General features: G+C 63.4%; 14 protein-coding genes. 10 read left to right on the forward strand and 4 right to left on the reverse strand.

Features of this window, described 5'->3' with window-relative positions; translation table 11 throughout:
* Positions 1-12: 12 nt before the first annotated feature.
* The 9 genes from hlyD to mgtE all read left to right on the forward strand — a co-directional run bounded on the left by hlyD (position 13) and on the right by mgtE (position 11,959).
* The gene (gene hlyD, locus G5149_RS18025) at positions 13-981 is read left to right on the forward strand and encodes a secretion protein HlyD (protein ID WP_421213217.1); all 969 of its coding nucleotides are present in this window, start codon (positions 13-15) and stop codon (positions 979-981) included.
* Positions 978-2,747, forward strand: a complete 1,770-nt coding sequence (locus G5149_RS18030) for an ATP-binding cassette domain-containing protein (RefSeq protein ID WP_421213218.1) — start codon at positions 978-980, stop codon at positions 2,745-2,747. Before hlyD ends, G5149_RS18030 begins: the two co-directional genes overlap by 4 nt.
* Entirely contained in the window at positions 2,744-3,853 is a 1,110-nt protein-coding gene (locus G5149_RS18035) for an ABC transporter permease (RefSeq protein WP_258721976.1), read from the forward strand. The genes G5149_RS18030 and G5149_RS18035 overlap by 4 nt, the downstream gene beginning before the upstream one ends.
* A gap of 3 nt (positions 3,854-3,856) precedes the next feature.
* On the forward strand, positions 3,857-4,945 hold the full coding sequence (locus G5149_RS18040; protein ID WP_005355575.1) for an ABC transporter permease: 1,089 nt from the start codon (positions 3,857-3,859) through the stop codon (positions 4,943-4,945).
* 296 nt (positions 4,946-5,241) lie between these two features.
* A complete protein-coding gene (gene nirB, locus G5149_RS18045) occupies positions 5,242-7,788 on the forward strand; it encodes a nitrite reductase large subunit NirB (RefSeq protein WP_201962885.1) in 2,547 nt (848 codons plus the stop codon).
* Positions 7,788-8,105: a nitrite reductase small subunit NirD gene (nirD, locus tag G5149_RS18050; RefSeq protein WP_005342540.1), complete on the forward strand. Its 318-nt coding sequence runs from the start codon at positions 7,788-7,790 to the stop codon at positions 8,103-8,105. Before nirB ends, nirD begins: the two co-directional genes overlap by 1 nt.
* Before the next feature lie 57 nt (positions 8,106-8,162).
* Complete coding sequence (nirC, locus tag G5149_RS18055; RefSeq protein ID WP_005340778.1) at positions 8,163-8,975, forward strand: nitrite transporter NirC; 813 nt, start codon at positions 8,163-8,165, stop codon at positions 8,973-8,975.
* A 12-nt stretch (positions 8,976-8,987) separates the two neighbouring features.
* On the forward strand, positions 8,988-10,388 hold the full coding sequence (cysG, locus tag G5149_RS18060) for a siroheme synthase CysG (protein WP_421213220.1): 1,401 nt from the start codon (positions 8,988-8,990) through the stop codon (positions 10,386-10,388).
* A gap of 146 nt (positions 10,389-10,534) precedes the next feature.
* Positions 10,535-11,959: a magnesium transporter gene (gene mgtE / locus G5149_RS18065; protein WP_421213222.1), complete on the forward strand. Its 1,425-nt coding sequence runs from the start codon at positions 10,535-10,537 to the stop codon at positions 11,957-11,959.
* 83 nt (positions 11,960-12,042) lie between these two features.
* Here mgtE and G5149_RS18070 read toward each other — a convergent pair whose 3' ends face one another.
* A complete protein-coding gene (locus G5149_RS18070) occupies positions 12,043-12,984 on the reverse strand; it encodes a hypothetical protein (RefSeq protein ID WP_421213224.1) in 942 nt (313 codons plus the stop codon).
* Between the two features lie 348 nt (positions 12,985-13,332).
* On the opposite strand from G5149_RS18070, the gene G5149_RS18075 reads away from it, so the two are divergent.
* Positions 13,333-15,324 carry a bifunctional 2',3'-cyclic-nucleotide 2'-phosphodiesterase/3'-nucleotidase gene (locus G5149_RS18075; RefSeq protein WP_236381679.1) on the forward strand — a complete coding sequence of 664 codons (1,992 nt, stop codon included), beginning with the start codon at positions 13,333-13,335 and terminating at the stop codon, positions 15,322-15,324.
* A gap of 266 nt (positions 15,325-15,590) precedes the next feature.
* Here G5149_RS18075 and G5149_RS18080 read toward each other — a convergent pair whose 3' ends face one another.
* From G5149_RS18080 to G5149_RS18090, 3 genes are read right to left on the reverse strand one after another with little or no spacing between them, the layout of a single operon-like run.
* The gene (locus tag G5149_RS18080; protein ID WP_021230728.1) at positions 15,591-16,556 is read right to left on the reverse strand and encodes an ABC transporter permease; all 966 of its coding nucleotides are present in this window, start codon (positions 16,554-16,556) and stop codon (positions 15,591-15,593) included.
* A gap of 2 nt (positions 16,557-16,558) precedes the next feature.
* Entirely contained in the window at positions 16,559-17,677 is a 1,119-nt protein-coding gene (locus tag G5149_RS18085; RefSeq protein WP_005357011.1) for an ABC transporter permease, read from the reverse strand.
* A complete protein-coding gene (locus G5149_RS18090) occupies positions 17,677-19,242 on the reverse strand; it encodes an ABC transporter ATP-binding protein (protein ID WP_005342527.1) in 1,566 nt (521 codons plus the stop codon). Before G5149_RS18090 ends, G5149_RS18085 begins: the two co-directional genes overlap by 1 nt.
* Positions 19,243-19,277 lie beyond the last annotated feature (35 nt).

The following is a 19,277-nucleotide window of genomic DNA, read 5'->3' on the forward strand; positions in this document are numbered from 1 at the left end:
AGGAGAAGCGGTATGAAGCAACGCATTGCAATCGTAGCCCTGCTGCTAACCGTTATCGGTGGCTACCTCTGGTGGCAGGGGCGCCCGGCTGACGGATCCATCCTCTACGGCAACGTCGATATTCGCGACGTCAATCTGGCCTTTCGGGTCGGCGGCCGCGTCGATCAGGTGCTGGTTGATGAGGGGGATAGGGTAAAAGCCGGTCAACTGCTGGCCCGCCTCGATCCGGTTCCCCTCACCCACAGCCGCGACAGCGCCCGCGCCAATCTGGCTGCGCTCACTGCCGCCAACGCCTTGATCCACAAAGGCTATCGCAGCGAAGAGACCGACCGCGCCCGGGCCGCACTGGCCGCCGCCGAAGCCGCTGCACTGGAAGCCGACCAGCAGTGGCGCCGCCAGAGCGCATTGGCAGCCACCGGCGCCATCTCCCGCGGTCAGCTCGATACCGCCCGCTCCCAGCGAGATCAGACCCGGGCGCAGGTACGCTCCGCCCGCGAGCAGCTCGCCCAGCTCGAAACCGGCTACCGCCCGGAAGAGATTGCCCAGTCCGATGCCCAGCTGGAAGGGGCCAAAGCGGCGCTCGCCAGTGCCGAGCTGGCGCTGGCGGATGCCAGCCTGACCGCCCCCAGCGACGGCATCATCATCAGCCGCGCCATCGAGAACGGCAGCATGGTGCAGAGCGGAGCGACCGCCTTCAACCTCTCCCTGACCGCGCCGGTCTGGGTGCGCGCCTATGTGGAGGAGCCCTGGCTCGGCCACTTCCCGAGCGGCGCCAAGGTGACCCTCACCACCGACTCGCGGCCGGACAAGCCCTATCACGGAGTAGTGGGATTTGTCTCGCCCACCGCCGAGTTCACTCCGAAATCGGTGGAAACGCCCGATCTTCGCACCCACCTCGTCTACCGGCTGCGCATCGTGGTACAGGATCCCGACCCTGCCCTGCGCCAAGGGATGCCGGTCACCGTCAGGCTGGCCCCATGAGCTGCGCCATCTCCCTCGAGGGGCTCACCAAACGCTTTGGCGATCGGGTCGCCCTCAACGCCATCTCGGCCACCATTCCGGCTGGCGGCATCACCGGGCTGGTCGGCCCCGACGGCGCCGGCAAGAGCACTTTGCTACGCCTGCTGGCCGGTCTGCTGATCCCGGAAGCGGGCACCATCCGGGTGCTGGGGCTGGATCCGGTGAGCGAGGGGGATCTGCTGCGTCAGCGCCTCGGCTACATGCCCCAGCAGTTCGGCCTCTACGAAGATCTCAGCGTGCTGGAGAACCTCACCCTCTACGCTGACTTGCGCGGCGTACTGGAGCCCGAACGCACGCCCACCTTCGCGCGGCTGCTCGCCTTCACCGATCTTGCCCGCTTCACCGCGCGGCCAGCCGGCAAGCTCTCTGGCGGGATGAAGCAGAAACTCGGGCTGGCCTGCGCCCTGCTCGGCACCCCGGATGTGCTGCTGCTCGACGAACCCGGGGTCGGGGTCGATCCCATCTCCCGCCGCGCCCTCTGGCAGATGGTGCGGGAGCTGGCCAAGGGGGGGATGACGGTGCTCTGGAGTACCGCCTATCTCGACGAGGCAGAGCTGTGCGACCACGTGCTGCTGATGGCAGATGGCGAGGTGCGCACCAGCAGCACGCCAGCCGATCTGATGGGGGCCATGGCCAGCCGCTGCTGGCTGCTGGAGGCGGGGCAACTGGATGGCCGCGAGCGACGCGCCCTGCTGCGCCGGGCACTGGCTCACCCGGCAGTGATGGATGGCGCTGTGGCGGGGGAGCGGGTTCGCCTGCTGCTGCACCCGGGCATGACGCCCCCGCCGCTGGCGGAGCTGCAATTGACCAACGGCGCCTTTCAACCGGCTCAGCCCCGGCTGGAGGATGCCTTTATCGACCTGCTCGGCGGCGGCCCCGGCGGGGAGTCGAGTCTGGCGGCCGGGATGCGGGAAGCCGAACTGCCGCAGGGGGTCTCCCCCGAGGCGGTGATCGAGGCGCGCCACCTCACCAAGCGCTTCGGCGATTTTGCCGCCACCGATGATGTCAGCTTTGCGGTGCGCCGCGGCGAGATCTTCGGCCTGCTCGGCCCCAACGGGGCGGGCAAGTCCACCACCTTCAAGATGGAGTGCGGCCTGCTGCGCCCGAGCGAGGGGCAGGCACTGGTAACCGGCATCGATCTGGCCCACAGTCCGTCGGCTGCGCGCCAGCGCCTCGGCTACATGGCGCAGAAATTCTCCCTCTACAAGCAGCTCACCGTGGCGCAGAACCTCTCCTTCTTCGCCGGTATTTACGGCCTGTTCGGCCGCCACCAGCAGACGCGGATCGACGCCATGGTGACCGCTTTTGCCCTCACCCCCTGGCTCGATCAGAAGGCGGAATCCCTACCGCTCGGCCTGCGCCAGCGTCTTTCACTCGCCTGCGCCCTGCTGCACGAGCCGCCGCTGCTGTTTCTCGACGAGCCCACCTCCGGGGTCGATCCGGTGACCCGGCGCGAGTTCTGGTCGCACATCAACGCGCTGGCCGACCACGGCGTCACCGTGCTGGTCACCACCCACTTTATGGATGAGGCGGAGTATTGCGACCGCATCGCCCTCATCTATCGCGGCAAGCTGCTGGCGCTCGGCACCCCGGACGATCTCAAGGGGCTGGCCGCCAAAGAGGCGGCGACCTCTTTGCCAACCGGCTCCTTGCCGACCTGTTCTTTGCCAACAATGGAAGAGGCCTTTATCACCCTGGTCGAGCGGGCCAGCGAGGAGGACGCATGAGCATCAACCGTCGGCGACTGCTGGCCCTCTGCCGCAAGGAGACGCTGCAAATCGTCCGTGACCCGAGCAGCATCCTCATCGCCTTCATCATGCCGGTGGTACTGCTGGTAGTGATGGGTTACGCCATCAATCTGGATGTGGACCATCTGCGCCTCGGCATCTGGCGTACCGACAGCGGTGCCCCGGCGGTGCGGCTGGAGCAGGCCCTGCGCGGCTCTACCGCGCTGGAGATCCACAGCGGCCCGAGCAAGGCGTCCCTGCTCGCCAGTCTTGCCCGTGGCGAGATCCGCGGCCTGCTGGTGATCGACGACGGCTTCTCCCGCGCGCTGGCCGGTCAGGGCAATGGCACGCCGCAGGCGCTGCTGCTGACCGACGGCTCCGAGCCCAACACCGCCAACTTCGTCACCAACTATGTGCAGGGGATCTGGCAGGGGTGGCTCGAGGGCGAAGGGGTCGCCATGCCGGTGTCGATAGAGAGCCGCGCCTGGTTCAACCCGGCGCTGGTGAGCCGCAACTTTCTGGTACCGGGCTCCATTGCGGTGGTGATGACGATCATAGGGGCCCTGCTCACCTCGCTGGTAGTGGCACGGGAGTGGGAGCGCGGCACCATGGAGGCGCTGCTCGCCACCCCGGTCACCAAGGGGGAGCTGCTGCTCTCCAAACTGCTGCCCTACTATGGGCTCGGCATCATCGCCATGCTGCTCTGCCTGCTCTTCTCGGTGGCGGTGATGGGCGTGCCATGGCGCGGCTCCTTGCTGCTGCTCTTTCTGGTCACCAGCGTCTTTCTCGGCAGCGCCCTCGGGCTCGGGCTGTTCCTCTCTACCGTGATGCGCAGCCAGTTCAACGCCGCGCAGGCGGCGCTGATCGCCGCCTTTTTGCCCGCCGTGATGCTGTCGGGCTTCGTGTTCGAGATCGCCAGCATGCCGCCTTGGCTTCGGGCCATCACTCACCTCATTCCGGCCCGCTACTTCGCGAGCTCCCTGCAGACCCTCTATCAGGCGGGCAGTGTCTTCTCGATCCTGCTGGTCAACGGTTTCTGTCTGCTGCTGCTGGCCGGTTTCTGGCTGGCCCTGACCGCCCGCAAGACGCGGCGCACTCTGGAGTAACCCATGCTGATCCGACTCTGGTGGCTGATCCGAAAAGAGCTGCAGGCCCTGATGGGCAATACCCAGGGGCGCTTTCTGCTCATCATGCCGGTGCTGCTGCAGACCGCCCTCTTCCCGTTCGCCGCCACTCTGGAGGTGACCGGCAACACGCTGGCCATCTACAACCAGGATGGCGGTGCCCAGAGCCGCGAGCTGCTGGAGCGCCTCACCCATATGCCCGCCTTTACCACCATCATCCCGGTGCAGGGCGAGGCGGGCATGACCGAGGCCATCACCGGACAGCAGGCACTGCTCGGGCTGATTATTCCGGGGGATTTCTCGCGCCGGCTGGCGCGGGGCGAACCGGCCAAGGTGCAGCTGATCATCGACGGGCGCCGCTCCAACGGTGGTCAGGTGGCGGCGGGCTACATCAGTCAGGTGATCGCCCGCTGGCAAAGTGAGGGCAAGGGGCAACCCGAGCTGGCGGTACGTAACCTCTACAACCCCAACGTCGAGTTCCACTGGCATATCCTGCCGGCGCTGGTGGCCATCATCACCACCACCGGCTGTCTGATTGTCACCGCCCTCTCGGTCGCGCGGGAGCGGGAAGAGGGCACCTTCGATCAGCTGCTGGTCTCGCCCCTCACCGCAGGCTGGATCATGGCGGGCAAGGCGGTGCCCGGCATCATGGTGGCGGTGGGACAAGGGTGCATAGTCGCGCTGGCCGCCCGTTTTGTCTTTCACCTCCCCTTTGCCGGCAGCCTCAGCCTGCTGATGGCGGGCATGGTCTGCTACGGGCTGGCACTGGCCGGGATCGGGCTCTTCATCTCCTCGTTCTGCTCGACCCAGCAGCAGGCCTTTCTCGGAGTCTTCTCCTTCACAGTACCGGCGGTGATCCTCTCGGGTTACATCTCGCCGGTGGAGAACATGCCGCAGGTGTTCCAGTGGCTGGCGGCCATCGACCCCCTCACCCACTTCATCGTGCTGCTCAAGGGGGTCTTCCTCAAGGGGTTTGACTGGTCGGCCGCCTGGCCCCTGCTCTGGCCGCTGCTCGCCATCGCCGGCGTCACCCTGTCGCTGGCGCTCGCCATGTTCCGCCGCCATATCGCCTGACCCGCAGCCTAGCTCGGCTGATGCCGGTCTCGCCCAGCGCGAGGCCGGCCTTTTTCCGCCAGAAGTTTTCACTCCCCAGCTTTTGCTAAAGCGCTCTTGCTCTCCACCATCCCTCACCCAAAGCCAGTACAGAAATCATCAACTGGTATACCTATTTTTGTATATCTTTGAATTTTATCGAATTACCCCTGACGAGATATATAAATAGACACTTGATTTGCATCAATTGCCCGCCCCGACTGACTGGGTAGCCTAGCCCCAGAATGATGTTTTATTACTCCAAACTAGAGGCAATCATGAGCAAAGTCAGACTGGTCGTTGTGGGCAACGGCATGGTGGGGCACCGCTTCATCGAAGAGCTGATCGAGCGGGCCGACCCGGGCCGCTACGAGATCACCGTCTTCGGTGCAGAACCCCGTCCCGCCTACGATCGCGTCCATCTCTCCTCCTACTTCTCCCATCACACCAGCGAAGATCTCTCCCTCGTCAAACCCGGCTTCTACGACAAGCACGGCATCCGCCTGCTGCTCGGCGAAGCGGTGAAAAAAATCGACAGGGCCAACCGCGAAGTGCACTCCAACAAGGGCACCGTGGTCGGGTACGACAAGCTGGTGCTGGCCACCGGCTCCTACCCCTGGGTACCGCCCATTGCGGGCAGCCAGCACCACGAGTGCTTTGTCTATCGCACCATCGAGGATCTGAAAGCCATCCGCAGCGCCGCCAGGAGCGGCAAGAGCGGGGTGGTGATCGGTGGCGGCCTGCTTGGCCTCGAAGCCGCCGGTGCCCTCAAGGCGCTGGGTCTCGAGACTCACGTGGTGGAGTTTGCCCCGGTGCTGATGGCCGAACAGCTCGACGGTCAGGGCGGCCAGCTGCTGCGCCGCAAGATTGAATCCATGGGGGTGCAGGTACACACCAGCAAGAGCACCAGCGAGATCCTGATGCATGGCGGCGAGCAGGCGAAACACCGCCTCGCCTTCGCCGACGGCAGCCAGCTGGAAGTGGACGTGGTGGTCTTCTCCACCGGCATTCGTCCGCAAGATACCCTTGGCCGCTACGGTGATCTCGCCATCGCCGAGCGCGGCGGCATCGTCATCGACGATCACTGCCTCACCTCCGACCCCGACATCTACGCCATCGGCGAGTGCGCCGCCTGGCAGGGCCGCTTCTTCGGGCTGGTGGCGCCGGGCTACAAGATGGCCCAGATCACCGTCGACCATCTGCTCGGCGGCGACAGCCGCTTCGAAGGGGCAGACATGAGCGCCAAGCTGAAACTGCTCGGCGTCTCCGTCGGCTCCATCGGTGATGCCCACGGCCGCACCCCGGGCAGCCACAGCTATGTGTTTCAGGACGATCAGGCTGGCGTCTACAAGAAGATCGTGGTGAGCGAGGACAACAGCCGATTGCTCGGCGCCGTGCTGGTGGGTGACGTGGAAGATTACGGCAACCTGCTGCAGATGATGCTCAACGCCCTGCCGCTACCGAGCCACCCGGACACCCTGATCCTGCCCGCCTACGCCGGTGCCAAGCCGACGCTGGGGGTGGATGCCCTGCCGGAAAGCGCCCAGATCTGCTCCTGCTTCGACGTCTCCAAGGGCGACATCGCCAAGGCGGTGGCCGAGGGTCACACCACGCTGGCAGCCATCAAGCAGCACACCAAGGCCGGTACCGGCTGCGGCGGCTGTGTGCCGCTCATCAGTCAGGTGCTCAACGCCGAACTGGTGAAGCAGGGCATCGAGGTCAACAACCACCTCTGCGCCCACTTCCCCCACTCCCGTCAGGAGCTGTTCCATCTGGTCAAGGTGGAGGGGATCAAGAGCTTCGACGAACTGCTGGCCAAGCACGGTCAGGGCTATGGCTGCGAGGTGTGCAAACCGACCGTCGGCTCCATCCTCGCCTCCTGCTGGAACGAGCATGTGCTGAGCCCGCGCAACATCCCGTTGCAGGACACCAACGACATCTTCCTCGGCAACATGCAGAAGGACGGCAGCTACTCCGTCATCCCGCGCATGGCCGGTGGCGAAGTGACCCCGGAGGGGCTGCTGGCGGTGGCCGAAGTGGCCCGCGACTACAAGCTCTACACCAAGATCACCGGCGCCCAGCGCATCGGTCTGTTCGGGGCTCAGAAGGATGACCTGCCCGCCATCTGGCGCAAGCTGCTGGCAGCCGGATTCGAGACAGGTCAGGCCTACGCCAAGGCGCTGCGTATGGCCAAGACCTGCGTCGGCAGCACCTGGTGCCGCTTCGGCGTGCAGGACAGCGTTGGCCTCGGGGTCTTCCTCGAGAACCGCTACAAGGGGATTCGCACCCCGCACAAGATGAAGTTCGGCGTCTCCGGCTGTACCCGCGAATGTGCGGAAGCGCAGGGCAAGGACGTTGGCATCATCGCCACCGACGCGGGCTGGAACCTCTATGTGGGCGGCAACGGCGGCATGAAGCCGCGCCACGCCGATCTGCTGGCGTCTGACCTCGACCGCGAGACCCTCATCAAGCTGATCGACCGCTTTATGATGTTCTACGTCACCAGCGCCGACAAACTGCAGCGCACCTCGGTCTGGCTCGGCAATCTGGAAGGGGGCGTCGACTACCTGCGCGAGGTGATCGTCGACGACAAGCTGGGGCTGGCCGAGACGCTGGAGCGCGATATCCAGACCCTTATCGACAGCTACGAGTGCGAATGGTCGCGCACCCTCAACGAAGAGGAGGCACTCAAGCGATTCAGCCACTTCATCAACAGCGACAAGCGCGACCCGGACGTTCAGTTCGTCGCCGAGCGCGACCAGCACCGACCGGCGACCCCGGCCGAGCGCATCCCCGTCTACCAGATCGAGGTGGAGACCAAATGATGAAACTTGCCTGCCAACTCAACGACATCCTGCCGGGAACCGGTGTCTGCGCCCTCATTGAAGGTCGCCAGATCGCTCTGTTCCGCCCGAGCGCGGCCGCCGAAGTGTTCGCCATCGACAACCGGGATCCCTTCTTCGCCGCCAACGTGCTGTCGCGGGGCCTGATCTGCGAACACGACGGCGAGCTCTGGGTCGCCAGCCCGCTCAAGAAGCAGCGCTTTCGCCTGAGCGATGGCCACTGTTTCGACAACCCTGCGATGTCGGTTCAAAGCTACCCCGTTGAAGTACGCGACCAGCAGATCTGGGTCGCCGTCTAAAGCCAAATTCACTCTCTTTCGGGCTGCCTGTGGGCAGCCCTTTCAAGGACTCACAAGATGTACACGGAAACCATCAACAAGTGCGCCGCCAACGCGGCCCGCATCAACCGCTTCGAGCGCAGCGACAAGCTCGGCTTCTGGCTCAGCTCCGCCATGGCGGGGGCCTATGTGGGCCTCGGCATCATCCTCATCTTCACCCTCGGCAATCTGGTGGATCCCGCCATCCGGCCGCTGGTGATGGGGGCCACCTTCGGTATCGCCCTGACGCTCGTCATCATCGCCGGCTCCGAGCTGTTTACCGGCCACACCATGTTCCTCACCTTCGGGGTGAAGACGGGCAAGATCACCATGGCCGACCTGCTGCGCATCCTGCCGCAGACCTGGGCGGGCAATCTGATTGGCTCCGTTGTGGTGGCGCTGATCTACTCCTACGGCGGCAGCCTGCTGCCGGACGCGGGCAGTCTGGCCCACAAGGTGGCGCTCGCCAAGACCCAGGCCCCGGCCCTGACCCTGTTTATGAAGGGGATCCTCTGCAACTGGCTGGTCTGCCTCGCCATCTGGATGGCGCTGCGCACCGAAGGGGCCGCCCGCTTCATCGCCATCTGGTGGTGCCTGCTGGCCTTTATCGCCTCCGGCTACGAGCACTCCATCGCCAACATGACCCTGTTCGCCCTCTCCTGGTTTGGCGCCCACTCGGAGGCTTACACCCTGGGCGGCATCGGCCACAACCTGCTGTGGGTAACCCTGGGCAACACCGTCTCCGGCGTCCTCTTTATGGGCCTCGGCTACTGGTATGCCACCCCGAAAGCTGAGCGCCCGGTTGCAGTGAGCGAGACCACCAGCACCGCCAACCAGACCCGAACCGCCTGATCCGGAGGCCCCATGGACTACTTGCCCATCTTTTGCCGACTCGACAACAAACCCGTGCTGCTGGTCGGCGGCGGCGAGGTAGCGGAGCGCAAGGCGCGCCTGCTACTGGATGCCGGTGCCCACCTTACAGTCGTAGCGCCCGAGCTCGGCCCCGAGCTGGCGGAGCTGGCTGCCAACGGGAGCATAGAGTGGCTGGCCGGTGAATTTGTGCCGGAACAACTGGCTGGCAAGTGGCTGGTGGTGGCCGCCACCGATCGGCGCGAGGTGAACGCCCTGGTCTACCAGAGCGCCAATCAGGCGCGGATCTTTGCCAACGTGGTGGATGACCCGAAACGTTCCAGCTTCATCATGCCGTCGCTCATCGACCGCTCGCCGCTGATGGTGGCCATCTCTTCCGGCGGCAAGGCGCCTGTGCTGGCCCGACTGCTGCGGGAAAAACTCGAAGCCCTGCTGCCGCAACATCTGGGGGCCGTGGCGACCTTTGCCGGCAGCCTGCGGGAGCGGGTCAAGGCGCGATTCGCCAGCATGGGAGAGCGGCGCCGCTTCTGGGAGCGGCTGCTCGGGGCCGATCGGCTCGGGCAGGCGCTGGCGCGGGGCGATAGCGCCTCTGCCCACCAGCTGGCCGACAGCCTGTTTGCCGACGAGAACCAGAGCGCTGGCGAGGTGGTGCTCGTAGGAGCTGGCCCCGGCGATCCGGGTCTGCTCACCCTGCACGCCCTGCGCCAGATGCAGCAGGCGGACGTGGTGGTCTATGACCGACTGGTCTCTGACGAAGTGATGGCGCTGGTGCGCCGGGATGCCAAGCGCATCTTCGTCGGTAAGCAGGCGGGCAACCACTGCGTGCCGCAGGAGGGGATCAACCAGCTCTTGCTGGAGGAGGCGCAGAAGGGCCAGCGGGTGGTGCGGCTGAAGGGGGGCGACCCCTTTATCTTCGGCCGTGGCGGCGAGGAGCTGGAGACGCTGGTCGGCACAGGCATCGGCTTTCAGGTGGTGCCGGGGATCACCGCGGCCAGCGGCTGCGCCGCCTACGCCGGCATTCCGCTGACCCACCGCGATCACGCCCAGAGCGTCCGTTTCGTCACCGCCCACGGCAAGGGGGGCGCCCGGGATCTCGACTGGCCGCTGCTGGCCAAAGATCGGCAGACGCTGGTCTTCTATATGGGGCTCTCATCCTGCGCCACCATCCGCGAGCAGCTGCTGGCCCACGGCAAGGCGGGCAACACCCCGGTGGCGCTGATCGAGCGCGGCACCCAGCCCTGCCAGCGGGTCATTCGCGGCACCCTCGATGAGCTGCCCGCACTGGCGGTGGGGGTCGAAAGCCCGGCGCTCATCATGGTGGGATCCGTGGTGACCCTGGCCGACCGGCTCGCCTGGTTTGGCGAGGCCCCGCAGCGCCAGCGAGCCCTCGCCTGAGGTATCCTCGGCAACTCACCATGAGGCCACCAGCAGGTGGCCTCACTTTTACCCCCCTCTTCTCCCATCACGGTCATAACCTGTTGTTTTAAGTCTGGTATCCTATGGGCATTGAGCCCTTGGCTACCATCTCAGGAATTCATCCCATGTCTCTTCCCATCAAGAACAGCGCCCGGCAGCGCGCGGATGACAGATCCCGCATTCTCACCCTGCTGCTGCGCGATGATGCCCTCACCGACAGCCTGCTCGATCCGCAGGTGGTGCAGGATGCCGAGCAACGCGATCAGACCAGCGAACTCACAACGCTGGTCAACGGGTTGCCCGCCGCCGACGTCGCCGATGCGCTGGAATCGCTGCCGCCCGATGAACGTCATGCCCTATGGGCACTGGTGGAGGAGGAGAAGCGCGGCCAGATCCTGGTCGAAGCGTCGGAGACGGTGTGGGACAGCCTCATCAGCGGGATGAGCGACAAGGAGCTGCTGCACGCCCTGCGCACCCTGGATATCGACGATCAGATCTATCTGGGCCAATACCTGCCGCGCAACCTGATGGGGCGGCTGCTCACCTACATGGCCCCCACCGACCGGGATCGGGTGCGGGAGGTGATCCGCTACGGCAAGCACACCGTCGGCGCCATGATGGACTTCGAGATCATCACCATCCGCCCCGAGGTGAGTCTGGCCACGGTGCAGCGCTATCTGCGGCTGCGCGGCAAGATCCCCGCCAACACCGACAAGCTGTTCGTCATCGATCGGCGCAACCACCTGCTGGGGGAGCTGGCCCTCACCACTGTACTGCTGCACAAGCCCGCCACCCTGGTGAGCGACGTGATGGAGCGTGATCCGGTCACCTTCGATCCGGAGGATAACGACGAAGCGGCGGCCCGCACCTTCGAGCGGGATGACCTGCTCTCCGCCGCCGTGGTGGATGGCAAGGGCAAGCTGATGGGCCGCCTCACCGTCGAAGAGGTAGTGGACCTGGTCTATGAGGAGAGTGACACCGACCTGCGCCGGATGGGGGGTATCAGCGAGGATGAAGACGTGTTCGCCCCTGTCTCCAAGGCGGTCAAGACCCGCTGGGCCTGGCTTGCCATCAACCTCTGCACCGCCTTTGTCGCCTCGCGGGTGATCGGTCTGTTCGAGCACACCATCTCCCAACTGGTGGCGCTGGCGGCGCTGATGCCCATCGTCGCCGGGATCGGCGGCAACACCGGCAACCAGACCATCACCATGATAGTGCGGGCGCTGGCGCTGCAGCACATTCAGGCGGGCAACCTCTCCTTCCTGCTGCTGCGGGAACTCGGCGTCGCTTTTATCAACGGGCTGGTGTGGGGCGGCACCATGGGCATTGCCACCTACCTGCTCTATCAGGATGCGGCGCTCGGCGCGGTGATGACCCTGGCCATGATGCTCAACCTGCTGGTGGCGGCGTTGATGGGGGTGATTATCCCCATGACCATGACCCGCCTCGGCCGCGACCCGGCAGTCGGTGCCAGCGTGATGATCACCGCCATCACCGATACCGGCGGCTTCTTTATCTTCCTCGGGCTGGCGACCCTGTTCCTGCTGTAAACCGTGCGTTGAAAACAACTAAGGGAGCCACTGGCTCCCTTAGTTGTTTCAGGCGCGTTTGCCCGCCCCTGCCGTTGGGTTGCTTATCGCTTGTCAGCGGTGATCAGCAAGCCATTGGTGTCGGGGAAGCCGATGACCAGCGCCTCTTTTTTGGCATCCGCGGTAAAGGTGGTGACATAGGCAACGCTGTTATCCATCGCCCGGGCAAGAGCGGCATTCCAGAGGTTTTCGATAGGCGTGGCGGCAGCGGATTGCTTGAAGTTGCACTTGCCAAATCCGGTCATGGTCAGCTTGCTCAACCCGGCAGTGGCACTCCCCTCGCCCACCAGCGTACAACCTGCCGCCGGAAACTCGATCGCTACCGTCAGCTTGCCGCCGTTGTTGGTGGTATCCACCTTGCCCACCATGTCGCTGCTGAAGCCATCGCTGTCCGTGGCACTCCAGCTGGCCGTGGTCACCGCTTTGGTGGTCAGGGCCGTCACCGCCACATGACCGCTGAAACCGGAATAGATGGGGGAGTTGTCGGAGAACTTGGTGCCGGTCCGGGTGAAATCAAAAACCCAGCGCTTGATCTCCTTGCCCTGCAGATCGATGACCGGCTGATCCTGGAAGGTGATGAGGTTGTGGTCGTTGGTCACCGAGCTGAGCGCCGTGCTGGTGCCGAACCGTTCGCTGTTGCGGATCAACTGCACCGGGTAGATCCCGTCTTTGTCGGCTTTCTGGTCAGCCTGACCCAGCCACTGGCTGTTGGTCTCGACCTTGCCCACCTGATGATCCGCCCAGACACCCCAGTACTGCACGGTTTCACCCTTCGGGTAGACCAGCGCCAGACCATCCAGATCCTTGATCATGCGCGGCGTCGCCTTGTCGCCGTCGCGGCTCATCAGATTCGCTTGGTAAAGACCCGCCTCCGGCAGGGCCAGTGGCACCCGCTTGGCAATGCTGTTGGCAGCTTTTTCGCTGTCACAGGCAGACAGGGCCGCAGCGCAGGCGATGGCCAGCAGCGCTTTGTTGTGCATTTTCATGAAGTTTTATTCCTTGCTGTCGCTTTGTAATTTTTAGATGCAATCAATCGCCGCTGAATTTAAGGGAAAGGTCATCTATCAGTCGAATGGAGATCTGTAACCAACCATTACAGCCTCGCAGGAACGGCAGGCCGCGCAGCTTGCCCCGACCGCACTGCGGTGACTACAGGGTGACTAACGGCGGAAAAGCAGCGAGGGTAGCGACCCGAAAAAACAGATGAAAATCAGAGTCATAACTCTATTAACAGGAGGGTAATTAGCCCGAATTGCCAGCCTGCTCACAATCGGATTCTTTTGCTGTCGATAGAATGCACCACGCTGGCATACCCATAACAAGAGAATCCAACAATGAAAACCACCCTCAAACTGAGCGCGGTGGCAGTTATCTTTTTGCTGTCCGGCTGTGATGACAACAACTCTCAGGCCCCCGGTGATCTCACCCTGCGGCTGATCGAAACCTCTGATATCCACTCCAACCTGCTGAGTTACGACTACTACCAGAACAAGCCGGATGCCTCGCTGGGCTTCGCCCGCACCGCTGTGCTGATCCGCAAGGCCCGCGAAGAGAACGCCAACAACTTGCTGATCGACAACGGCGACCTGATCCAGGGCACCCCGCTGGCCGACTATATCCACGACCAGCAGGTCAAACAGCAGTGGCTGAGCAAGCAGACCCACCCCGCCATCAAGGCGCTCAACACCATGAGCTATGATGTCGGCAACCTGGGCAACCACGAATTCAACTTCGGTCTCGACTTCCTCTCAGAGACCCTGAAAGGGGCCAACTACCCCTACATCAACGCCAACGTCTTCCAGGCCGATGCCTTCAGCCGTGATGGCAAGGGCACCATCGACTGGAGCAAGCAGAAGTTCAAACCCTATGTGGTGCTGGATCGTCAGGTGAAGGATGCCAACGGCAATACCCAGACCATCAAGGTCGGTGTGCTGGGCCTGACGCCGCCCCAGATCACCCAGTGGGACAAGCGCAATCTGGAAGGCAAGGTGGTGGTGGCCGATATGGTCGAGACCGCCGAGCACTATGTACCCGAAATCCGCGCCAAGGGTGCTGACATCGTCGTGGTCGTGGCCCATACCGGCATCATAGGTGACCCGCGCGAACCCATGATGGAGAACGCCGCCCTGCCGCTGGCCAAGGTGAAGGGGGTCGATGCCCTGCTGCTGGGCCACGCCCACCGTACCTTCCCGGGTGACTACCCCAACATGACCGACGTGGACAACGAGAAAGGCACCCTGGCGGGGGTACCGACCGTGATGCCGGGCGTCTGGGGCAACCACCTCGGCATCATCGACCTGCACATGACCTGGAAAGAGGGTCGCTGGGAAGTGGCCTCCAGCCAGTCCCAGCTGCGCAAGATCGACAGCAGCGCCACCAGCACCGAAGACCAAGCGGTAGTCGATCAGGTCATTGCCGAGCACGAGCAGGCCAACCAGTGGCTGGACGAGCCCCTCAGCAAGATCACCAAGCCGATCCACAGCTTCTTCGCGCTGGTGCAGGATGACCCCTCCATCCAGATCGTCAGCGACGCCCAGCTGTGGCACGCCAAGAAACTGCAACAGGATGGTCAGCTCAAGGAGAAATGGCCCATCCTCTCCGCCGCCGCGCCATTCCGTGGCGGTCGCAACGGCCCGACCGACTTCACCTATGTACCGGCTGGCGATATCTCCCTGCGCAACGTGGCCGACCTCTATGTCTACCCCAACACCCTGCAGGTGGTCGCCATCAATGGCGCGACCGTACAGGAGTGGCTGGAGAAGAGCGCCGTCCAGTTCAACAAGATCGATGCCGCCAGTACCGCCACCCAGTGGCTGGTCAACGAGAAGTACCGCACCTACAACTTCGACGTGATCGACGGGGTGAACTATCAGGTCGATGTGACCAAACCCGCCCGTTACGATGTGGATGGCAACAAGGTGAGCGACAGCTATCGCATCACCAACCTCACCTATCAGGGCAAGGCAATCGACCCGGCCCAGATGTTCTACGTGGTGACCAACAACTACCGCGCCAGCGGTGGTGGCAACTTCCCGGGCATCAACGCCAAGGTGATCGTCCATGAAGATCAGTTCGAAACCCGCGAAGTGCTCTCCGAATACCTCAAGGATCTGGCAGAGAAGAATCCGGCCGGTTTCGAGCCTCCAGCAGACAACAACTGGCAGCTGGCCCCCCTGCCCGCCAATCTGGATCTGCGTATCTACAGCTCGCCACGCAGCGAGGCGCAAGCCCTGACCGGTGGCAAGCTGAACTATGTGGAGACCCTGCCGCCCACCGATGCCAAACACCCCGGCTTTGGTGTCTACAAGCTGGTGCTGGTACCCTGAGCCTCAGGGTTAATCCGGCAATAACCTTTGCAACCCCCTCCCGATACGAGGGGGTTTTTGATGGCGCTGGCAGAGGGGTCAGCTCTTGTACGCCAGCCGCTACCTGCGGCAACTCGCGCAGCCCCTTTATCCCTTCACGGCATTGTCACCCTCTATCACACCATCCAGATCCCGGCTGGTCTGCCCTATCCCGCCCATAAAAAAACAGGCCCACCGAAGTGGGCCTGCTGTTATCTGTGTGATCAGGAGTATCGCGATAGAGGGCGCTACTCCCGTTCCTTCACATAGGGGGTGCCGAGCGCCTTCGGTGCCACCGCGCGGCCGATAAAACCGGCCAGCAGGAACACGGTCAGGATGTAGGGCAGCGCCTCGATGGCCTGCACCGGAATGGCGAAGCCACCGATGCTGACCCCTTGCAGGCGGATGGCGACCGCATCGAGGAAACCGAACAGCAGACAGGCGGCCATGGCATTCCAGGGACGCCACTTGCCGAACACCAGCGCCGCCAGCGCCATAAAGCCCTTGCCCGCACTCATGTTGGGGATGAACTGGGCCGTCTGGGCCACCGCCAGATAGGTGCCACCGATACCGGCCAGCAGGCCGCCGATGAGGAGCGCGGTGTAGCGCATCCGCACCACAGAGATACCGGCAGTATCGACCGCTGCGGGCGCCTCACCCACCGCCCGCAGCCGCAGACCGAAGCGGGTACGGAACATCACCCACCAGGCCAGCGGCACGCAGGCAAATGCCACGTACTCCAGCAGGGAGTGGCCGCTCAGCAGCTCGCTGTAGAGCTGGCCGATCACCGGCACATCCCACAGCTCCTTGGCATAGGGCAGATCGATGGGGGCGAAACGGGCATCACCGGAGAGCGCCGGAGTCTGGCCACCCTGATCGAACCAGTAACGGCCCAGGGTGACGGTCAGACCGGCCGCCAGAATGTTGATGGCCATGCCGCTCACCACCTGATCACCGCGGTGGGTGATGGTGGCAAAGCCGTGCATCAGGGCAAACAGGATGGAGACACCCACCCCGGCACCCAAACCTATCCAGGCAGAACCGGAGACCGCCGCCGCCGCACCACTGGCGAACGCCGCCGCCAGCAGTTTGCCTTCCAGCGCGATGTTGACCACCCCGGAGCGCTCGCAAAACATGCCCGCCATGGCTGCGAGAATGAGGGGCGGCGCAGTACGAATGGTCGCATCCAGCATCAGGATCAGAATTTCAAACATGATCAGACTCCTTTAGCTTGCGCGGCTGAGCGGTTGGCAAACGCCAGATAGAGCTGCTCGATGCGCGGACGCATCATGTGCTCAAGGGCACCACAGAACAGGATCACCAGACCCTGTAACACCACCACGATGTTGCGGTCGACACCGAACTCGAAGCTGAGCTCGGCGCCCCCCTGATAGAGGAAACCGAACAGCAGGCTGGCGATGATGACGCCGACCGGATGGTTGCGCCCCATCAGCGCCACCGCGATACCGGTGAAGCCGAACCCTTCCACGAAGTTGAGCTTGATCTGGTGCAGTTCACCCTGCAGCACGTTGAGGGCGAAGAAGCCCGACAGCATGCCGGAGATGACCATGGCCAGGATCACCACCTTGGGATAGGAGATACCGGCGTAGGCGGAGGCGCTTTGGCTGGCGCCGACCGAGCGGATCTCGTAACCCCAGCGAGTGTGCCAGATAAAGACCCACACCAGCGCCGCACAGATCAGCGCCCAGAAGAAGCTGATATTGAGCGGGCTGTTGGGGATCTCCATCCCGAACAGGTTCGCCAGCCCGCTCATCTTGGGCAGCCAGCTTGCTTCGGCAAACACCTTGCTCTCGGTCGCCATCGAGCCGGGCGGCTTGAACACCTCCACCAGCAGATAGGCCATCAGGGAGGCGGCGATGAAGTTGAACATGATGGTGGTGATAACGATATGGCTGCCGCGCTTGGCTTGCAGCCAGGCCGGAATAAAGGCCCAGGCCGCACCGAACAGACCACCGGCAATGATGGAGAGCGGCAACAGCAGGGCAAACGGCAGCACATCGCCGAGCATCAGACAGACCAGACCGACACCGAGCCCGCCGATATAGGCCTGACCTTCACCGCCGATATTGAACAGACCGGCGTGGAAGGCGACCGCCACCGACAGACCGGTAAAGATAAAGCCGGTTGCGTAGTAGAGGGTGAAGCCAACCCCTTCACCTGTACCGAACGCGCCGTACCACATGATCTTGGCGGCATCGACCGGGTTGATGTCGAGGTAGTAGAACAGAATGGCCGACACCAGGAAGGCCAGCAGGATGTTGACCGCAGACAAGACGCCTACGGAGACCCAGGCAGGAATACGTACTTGGCTCATCAGTGGGCCTCCTTGGCAACTTCGTCCGGCACTATGTTCGCCATCATCAGACCAATGGTGCGCTCATCCGCCTTGGCACCATCCAGCTCGCCGACGATGCGACCGTCGGCAATGACCAGAATCCGGTCAGCGAGGCTCATGATCTCGTCCAGCTCCACCGAGACCAGCAGCACCGCCTTGCCCTTGTCGCGCATGGCGATGATCTGCTGATGGATATACTCGATGGCCCCGATATCGACCCCGCGGGTCGGCTGGCCGATCAACAGCACATCCGGGTCCTGCTCTACTTCACGGGCGATCACCAGCTTCTGCTGGTTGCCACCGGAGAAGTTGGCGGTCTTGTGATCGGGATGGGGCGGGCGCACATCCCACTTCTCCATCTTGGCCTGACAATCCTGCTGGATCGCCTCCTTGTTCTGCAGCCAACCCTTGTTGTATTGCGGGCGGCGGTGATAACCGAGAATAAAGGCCTCTTTCGCCTCGAAGCGGTTGATCAGCCCCATCTTGTGGCGATCTTCCGGCACATGGCCGAGGCCGTAGTTGCGCACCAGCTCGGGATCGGCCGGGTGCTCCGCGCTCACCTTGTGCACGCCGCTGCGGCTGCTGATGGTAAAGCCGCCCTTGCTCGGCTTGAGAATACCGCCAAGCAGGCTGAGCAGTTCGGACTGACCGTTGCCGGAGACCCCGGCGATGCCGACCACTTCACCGGCCCGCACCTCGAAGCTGACCGATTTGACCCGCTCCACCTTGCTGGCGTCGAAGTAGCTGAGCCCTTCGATCTTCAGCTTGGCTTCACCGGGTTGTGTTGGCCCCTTGTCGACCTTGAGGCGCACCTTGCGGCCCACCATCAGTTCGGCCAGCTGCTCCTTGTCGGTATCCTTGGTGGCGACGTGTGCCACCATCTCGCCACGGCGCATGATGGAGACCTGATCGGTAATGGCCAGGATCTCCCGCAGCTTGTGGGTGATGAGGATGATGGTTGCCCCCTGATCCCGCAGCTTTTTCAGCACCTCGAACAGGTGATCCGCCTCTTGCGGGGTCAGCACCCCGGTCGGCTCGTCGAGGATCAGGATGCGGGCGCCGCGATAGAGCGCCTTGAGAATTTCGACCCGCTGTTGCAAGCCAACCGGCAGATCTTCGACCTTCTCGTGCAGCGGCACGTCGAGGCCATAATCCCGCGCCAGTTCGCCCAGCAGCTTTTCGGCTGACGCCACGCTCTGCTGAAGGTGCCAGCCGTTCTCAGCGCCGAGGATGACGTTTTCCAATACGGTGAAGTTGTTGACCAGCATGAAGTGCTGGTGAACCATGCCCACCCCTGCGGCAATCGCATCTTGTGAGCCATGGGGTTTGAAAGGATTCCCGTCGATCAGCATCTCGCCTTTGTCGGCATGGTAGAAACCATAAATGATGCTCATCAGGGTGGACTTACCGGCGCCATTTTCGCCGACAATGCCGTGGATACTGCCTTTGCGAACCTTAAGGTCGATCAGCTTGTTGGCGTACACTTCGCCGAACCGCTTATCGATACCTCTTAATTCGATGGCATAGCGATCTGTCTGGTCCATGATGCAGCCCTGCGTTTCATGAAATAAGACTAAAA

This window comes from Aeromonas sp. 600479, assembly GCF_049175515.1.
Taxonomy (GTDB): Bacteria; Pseudomonadota; Gammaproteobacteria; order Enterobacterales; family Aeromonadaceae; genus Aeromonas; species Aeromonas veronii_A.

Coding starts and splice junctions, on each gene's coding strand:
- hlyD (WP_421213217.1), top strand. CDS start 13: ATGAAGCAACGCATTGCAATCGTAGCCCTGCTGCTAACCGTTATCGGT.
- G5149_RS18030 (WP_421213218.1), top strand. CDS start 978: ATGAGCTGCGCCATCTCCCTCGAGGGGCTCACCAAACGCTTTGGCGAT.
- G5149_RS18035 (WP_258721976.1), top strand. CDS start 2,744: ATGAGCATCAACCGTCGGCGACTGCTGGCCCTCTGCCGCAAGGAGACG.
- G5149_RS18040 (WP_005355575.1), top strand. CDS start 3,857: ATGCTGATCCGACTCTGGTGGCTGATCCGAAAAGAGCTGCAGGCCCTG.
- nirB (WP_201962885.1), top strand. CDS start 5,242: ATGAGCAAAGTCAGACTGGTCGTTGTGGGCAACGGCATGGTGGGGCAC.
- nirD (WP_005342540.1), top strand. CDS start 7,788: ATGAAACTTGCCTGCCAACTCAACGACATCCTGCCGGGAACCGGTGTC.
- nirC (WP_005340778.1), top strand. CDS start 8,163: ATGTACACGGAAACCATCAACAAGTGCGCCGCCAACGCGGCCCGCATC.
- cysG (WP_421213220.1), top strand. CDS start 8,988: ATGGACTACTTGCCCATCTTTTGCCGACTCGACAACAAACCCGTGCTG.
- mgtE (WP_421213222.1), top strand. CDS start 10,535: ATGTCTCTTCCCATCAAGAACAGCGCCCGGCAGCGCGCGGATGACAGA.
- G5149_RS18070 (WP_421213224.1), bottom strand. CDS start 12,984: ATGAAAATGCACAACAAAGCGCTGCTGGCCATCGCCTGCGCTGCGGCC.
- G5149_RS18075 (WP_236381679.1), top strand. CDS start 13,333: ATGAAAACCACCCTCAAACTGAGCGCGGTGGCAGTTATCTTTTTGCTG.
- G5149_RS18080 (WP_021230728.1), bottom strand. CDS start 16,556: ATGTTTGAAATTCTGATCCTGATGCTGGATGCGACCATTCGTACTGCG.
- G5149_RS18085 (WP_005357011.1), bottom strand. CDS start 17,677: ATGAGCCAAGTACGTATTCCTGCCTGGGTCTCCGTAGGCGTCTTGTCT.
- G5149_RS18090 (WP_005342527.1), bottom strand. CDS start 19,242: ATGGACCAGACAGATCGCTATGCCATCGAATTAAGAGGTATCGATAAG.